Consider the following 210-nt stretch of genomic DNA (forward strand, 5'->3'; position numbering starts at 1 on the left):
GGCCTGGTTGCGCGACGTTGCCGATGTGCGCGCCAGTGGCGAGCGGTTGATCATTGTCGGCGGTACGGGGCTGTATTTTCGAGCCCTGACCGAGGGCCTCGCTGAAATTCCTGAAATCCCCCCGGCTATTCGCGCCGAAGGTAACCAATTGCGCGAGGCAGATTTCACCCAAATGCTGGAAGCCCTCGATGCCCCCAGCCGATCCTTGAT

1 pseudogene is annotated in these 210 nt (G+C 61.0%); it reads left to right on the forward strand.

Annotated elements, in window-relative coordinates:
* Positions 1-210, forward strand: a pseudogene (locus tag MRS74_RS23885) (hypothetical protein); the annotation flags it as partial.

It is taken from the genome of Marinobacterium sedimentorum (genome assembly GCF_024267675.1).
GTDB classification, from domain to species: Bacteria; Pseudomonadota; Gammaproteobacteria; order Pseudomonadales; family Balneatricaceae; genus Marinobacterium_A; species Marinobacterium_A sedimentorum.